Here is a 5,593-nt window from a genome sequence, read left to right as displayed (position 1 = left end):
GCAAAATGGCCACCCATCGATGGGTGGCCATTTTGTCTAAAAGGAGTCCGGCGGTGTCCTACTCTCCCACAGGGTCCCCCCTGCAGTACCATCGGCGCTGTGAGGCTTAGCTTCCGGGTTCGGAATGTAACCGGGCGTTTCCCTCACGCTATGGCCGCCGAAACACTATTGATGTTTCAATCAAACACATAACAAAGTCATTGTTGTTATGCGGTTCTCGACCGTACATCGAGAACCACTCAGTGGACGCGTAGCACCAACAAACGGTGTGTTATCAAGTCATCGGCTTATTAGTACCAGTCAGCTGCATGCATTACTGCACTTCCACATCTGGCCTATCAACCCAGTAGTCTGGCTGGGAGCCTCTCACCCGAAGGTATGGAAATCTCATCTTGAGGCCGGCTTCCCGCTTAGATGCTTTCAGCGGTTATCCATCCCGAACGTAGCTAATCAGCGGTGCTCCTGGCGGAACAACTGACACACCAGAGGTTCGTCCAACCCGGTCCTCTCGTACTAGGGTCAGATCCTCTCAAATTTCCTACGCGCGCAGCGGATAGGGACCGAACTGTCTCACGACGTTCTAAACCCAGCTCGCGTACCGCTTTAATGGGCGAACAGCCCAACCCTTGGGACCTACTCCAGCCCCAGGATGCGACGAGCCGACATCGAGGTGCCAAACCATGCCGTCGATATGGACTCTTGGGCAAGATCAGCCTGTTATCCCCGAGGTACCTTTTATCCGTTGAGCGACAGCGCTTCCACAAGCCACTGCCGGATCACTAGTCCCGACTTTCGTCCCTGCTCGACCTGTCAGTCTCACAGTCAAGCTCCCTTGTGCACTTACACTCGACACCTGATTGCCAACCAGGTTGAGGGAACCTTTGGGCGCCTCCGTTACTTTTTGGGAGGCAACCGCCCCAGTTAAACTACCCACCAGGCACTGTCCCTGAACCGGATTACGGTTCGAAGTTAGATATCCAGAGTGACCAGAGTGGTATTTCAACAATGACTCCACACGAACTAGCGTCCATGCTTCAAAGTCTCCCACCTATCCTACACAAGCCACACCGAACACCAATACCAAGCTGTAGTAAAGGTCACGGGGTCTTTCCGTCCTGCTGCGCGTAACGAGCATCTTTACTCGTAATGCAATTTCGCCGAGTTCGCGGTTGAGACAGTTGGGAAGTCGTTACGCCATTCGTGCAGGTCGGAACTTACCCGACAAGGAATTTCGCTACCTTAGGATGGTTATAGTTACCACCGCCGTTTACTGGGGCTTAAATTCTCAGCTTCGCCTTACGGCTAACCGGTCCTCTTAACCTTCCAGCACCGGGCAGGCGTCAGTCCGTATACATCGTCTTGCGACTTGGCACGGACCTGTGTTTTTAGTAAACAGTCGCTACCCACTAGTCTCTGCGGCCTCCAAACGCTTTCGGGAGTAAATCCCTATACGCCGAAGGCCCCCCTTCTCCCGAAGTTACGGGGGCATTTTGCCGAGTTCCTTAACCACGATTCTCTCGATCTCCTTGGTATTCTCTACCTGACCACCTGAGTCGGTTTGGGGTACGGGCGGCTAGAACCTCGCGTCGATGCTTTTCTTGGCAGCATAGGATCACCCACTTTTTATCCGCATCGTGTCTCAGCCTTAATGAATCGCGGATTTGCCTACGACTCGGCCTACGCACTTGCACCAGGACAACCATCGCCTGGCTTGGGCTACCTTCCTGCGTCACACCTGTTAATACGCTAACCGCACCAGAATGGGGTCGTGCGCTAGGCCCAGAGCGTCACCCCGAAGGGATCAGTCACTGGGATTCAGACACTTAGCACTACTGGATTAGCTTGGGCGGTTCTTCGCCGGTACGGGAATATCAACCCGTTGTCCATCGACTACGCCTGTCGGCCTCGCCTTAGGTCCCGACTTACCCAGGGAAGATTAGCTTGACCCTGGAACCCTTGGTCTTTCGGAGGACGTGTTTCTCACACGTCATTCGCTACTCATGCCTGCATTCTCACTCGTGTAGCCTCCACGGCTGGTTCACACCGCCGCTTCGCTGGCCACACGACGCTCTCCTACCCATCAACACGGCTGGACCACGAAGGCCTACCAATAATGTCAATGCCACAACTTCGGTGGCGTGCTTGAGCCCCGTTACATTGTCGGCGCGGAATCACTTGACCAGTGAGCTATTACGCACTCTTTCAAGGGTGGCTGCTTCTAAGCCAACCTCCTGGTTGTCAAGGCAACTCCACATCCTTTCCCACTTAGCACGCGCTTTGGGACCTTAGTTGGTGGTCTGGGTTGTTTCCCTCTCGACTATGAAGCTTATCCCCCACAGTCTCACTGCTGCGCTCTCACTTACCGGCATTCGGAGTTTGGCTGACGTCAGTAACCTTGTAGGGCCCATCGGCCATCCAGTAGCTCTACCTCCGGCAAGAAACACGCAACGCTGCACCTAAATGCATTTCGGAGAGAACCAGCTATCACGAAGTTTGATTGGCCTTTCACCCCTATCCACAGCTCATCCCCTCAGTTTTCAACCTAAGTGGGTTCGGTCCTCCACGACGTCTTACCGTCGCTTCAACCTGGCCATGGATAGATCACTTCGCTTCGGGTCTAGGACATGCGACTGAATCGCCCTATTCAGACTCGCTTTCGCTACGGCTACCCCACACGGGTTAACCTCGCCACATATCGCTAACTCGCAGGCTCATTCTTCAAAAGGCACGCTGTCACCCCTACTAAGGAGGCTCCAACGGTTTGTAAGCAAACGGTTTCAGGTACTATTTCACTCCCCTCCCGGGGTACTTTTCACCTTTCCCTCACGGTACTTGTCCGCTATCGGTCATCTGGGAGTATTTAGGCTTATCAGGTGGTCCTGACAGATTCACACGGGATTTCACGGGCCCCGTGCTACTTGGGATACTCTTCGCGCCAAGAGAAGCATTTCGACTACGGGGTTGGCACCCTCTATGACCGGCCTTTCAAGACCGTTCGTCTATACCTTCTTGTAACGCCGCCACCTCGGCAGAGATGACTGAAAAGTCCCACAACCCCCAACGTGCAACACCTGCCGGCTATCACACACGCTAGGTTTAGCCTGTTCCGGTTTCGCTCGCCACTACTAACGGAATCGCGGTTGCTTTCTCTTCCTGTGGGTACTGAGATGTTTCACTTCCCCACGTTCCCTCTACCCGCCCTATATATTCAGGCGGGAGTCACTAGGTCGGCACGCCGCCCAGCGGGGTTTCCCCATTCGGACACCCTCGGATCAAAACTTGCTTATCAGTTCCCCGAGGCTTATCGCAGATTGCTACGTCCTTCTTCGGCTCCAGATGCCAAGGCATCCACCGTTTGCTCTTAAAGACTTGAAATCACATGAGTTTGAATCAGAATCGACACCAGACCCCGAAAGGTCCGGCATGAAATTGACTAATGATCTTTAAGATCATCTTGTGCAACTGACCGAAGTCAGCTGCAAGATGCTCGCGTCCACTGTGTAGTTCTCAAAGTACGGGCGGTGCCCCCATCCACAACCCCACACGGGGGAAACAGAAAGAGGCCCAGAGTAACCGACTGTGCACTCGACCCAAAGGCCAGTGCGCATCCGGTCCCTCAGGACCCAACAGCGTGCAGGTGCGACATCCGCCACCCTCCCCGTTCCCACCAGATCCGAAGACCCGACGTACTAGAGAAGAACAACATCCTTCACACCATGTCAAATGTTCCACCCATGAGCTCCCAGCGAAGAACGTATGCCTTCGATCTGGGTTCTGGACACCCGGAGGTGTCAGATGCTCCTTAGAAAGGAGGTGATCCAGCCGCACCTTCCGGTACGGCTACCTTGTTACGACTTAGTCCTAATTACCGATCCCACCTTCGACGGCTCCCTCCAAAAAGGTTAGGCCACCGGCTTCAGGTGTTACCGACTTTCATGACTTGACGGGCGGTGTGTACAAGACCCGGGAACGTATTCACCGCAGCGTTGCTGATCTGCGATTACTAGCGACTCCGACTTCATGAGGTCGAGTTGCAGACCTCAATCCGAACTGGGACCGGCTTTTTGGGATTCGCTCCACCTCGCGGTATTGCAGCCCTTTGTACCGGCCATTGTAGCATGCGTGAAGCCCAAGACATAAGGGGCATGATGATTTGACGTCATCCCCACCTTCCTCCGAGTTGACCCCGGCAGTATCCCATGAGTTCCCACCATTACGTGCTGGCAACATAGAACGAGGGTTGCGCTCGTTGCGGGACTTAACCCAACATCTCACGACACGAGCTGACGACAACCATGCACCACCTGTTTACGAGTGTCCAAAGAGTTGACCATTTCTGGCCCGTTCTCGTATATGTCAAGCCTTGGTAAGGTTCTTCGCGTTGCATCGAATTAATCCGCATGCTCCGCCGCTTGTGCGGGTCCCCGTCAATTCCTTTGAGTTTTAGCCTTGCGGCCGTACTCCCCAGGCGGGGAACTTAATGCGTTAGCTGCGTCACGGAATCCGTGGAATGGACCCCACAACTAGTTCCCAACGTTTACGGGGTGGACTACCAGGGTATCTAAGCCTGTTTGCTCCCCACCCTTTCGCTCCTCAGCGTCAGTTACGGCCCAGAGATCTGCCTTCGCCATCGGTGTTCCTCCTGATATCTGCGCATTCCACCGCTACACCAGGAATTCCAATCTCCCCTACCGCACTCTAGTCTGCCCGTACCCACTGCAGGCCGGAGGTTGAGCCTCCGGATTTCACAGCAGACGCGACAAACCGCCTACGAGCTCTTTACGCCCAATAATTCCGGATAACGCTTGCGCCCTACGTATTACCGCGGCTGCTGGCACGTAGTTAGCCGGCGCTTTTTCTGCAGGTACCGTCACTTTCGCTTCTTCCCTGCTAAAAGAGGTTTACAACCCGAAGGCCGTCGTCCCTCACGCGGCGTTGCTGCATCAGGCTTGCGCCCATTGTGCAATATTCCCCACTGCTGCCTCCCGTAGGAGTCTGGGCCGTGTCTCAGTCCCAGTGTGGCCGGTCACCCTCTCAGGCCGGCTACCCGTCGACGCCTTGGTGAGCCATTACCTCACCAACAAGCTGATAGGCCGCGAGCCCATCCCCAACCGAAATTCTTTCCAGACGCAGACCATGCGGTCACGTCACATATCCAGTATTAGACGCCGTTTCCAGCGCTTATCCCAGAGTCAGGGGCAGGTTGCTCACGTGTTACTCACCCGTTCGCCACTGATCCCACAGAGCAAGCTCCGTGTTCACCGTTCGACTTGCATGTGTTAAGCACGCCGCCAGCGTTCATCCTGAGCCAGGATCAAACTCTCCGTAAAAAAGAAATGCATACGACACCGGGAAAACGATGACGCAGCGAGTTTGATGCTGACCAAAGAGACAAATTCATTGCTGACTTCATCCATTGCCAACCCCCCGGAAGGAGTTGGTCTTTGATCCAAAGGAATTCTCACCCCCACCGAAGTGGAGACGAGGATAATTTGGCATTTGACAAGTGCACGCTGTTGAGTTCTCAAGGATCGGATGCTCCCACGACCCAGCCATCACAGCCAGGCCCGCAGGGCAACTTCTCTATCTTACC

3 rRNA genes are annotated in these 5,593 nt (G+C 54.6%); all 3 read right to left on the bottom strand.

Annotated elements, in window-relative coordinates:
- Nucleotides 1-45 precede the first annotated feature (45 nt).
- Nucleotides 46-162 (bottom strand): 5S ribosomal RNA (rrf, locus tag ACIOTO_RS19945).
- 108 nt (nt 163-270) lie between these two features.
- Nucleotides 271-3,375 (bottom strand): 23S ribosomal RNA (locus ACIOTO_RS19940).
- 431 nt (nt 3,376-3,806) lie between these two features.
- A 16S ribosomal RNA gene (locus ACIOTO_RS19935) occupies nt 3,807-5,330 on the bottom strand.
- Together the 16S, 23S and 5S rRNA genes form the textbook arrangement of a ribosomal RNA operon.
- Nucleotides 5,331-5,593: the final 263 nt, after the last annotated feature.

It is taken from the genome of Microbacterium sp. NPDC087592, from assembly GCF_044743585.1.
Classification (GTDB): domain Bacteria; phylum Actinomycetota; class Actinomycetes; order Actinomycetales; family Microbacteriaceae; genus Microbacterium.
The sequence above is the reverse complement of the archived record's forward strand: the minus strand, read 5'-3'. Positions and strand labels throughout refer to the sequence as shown.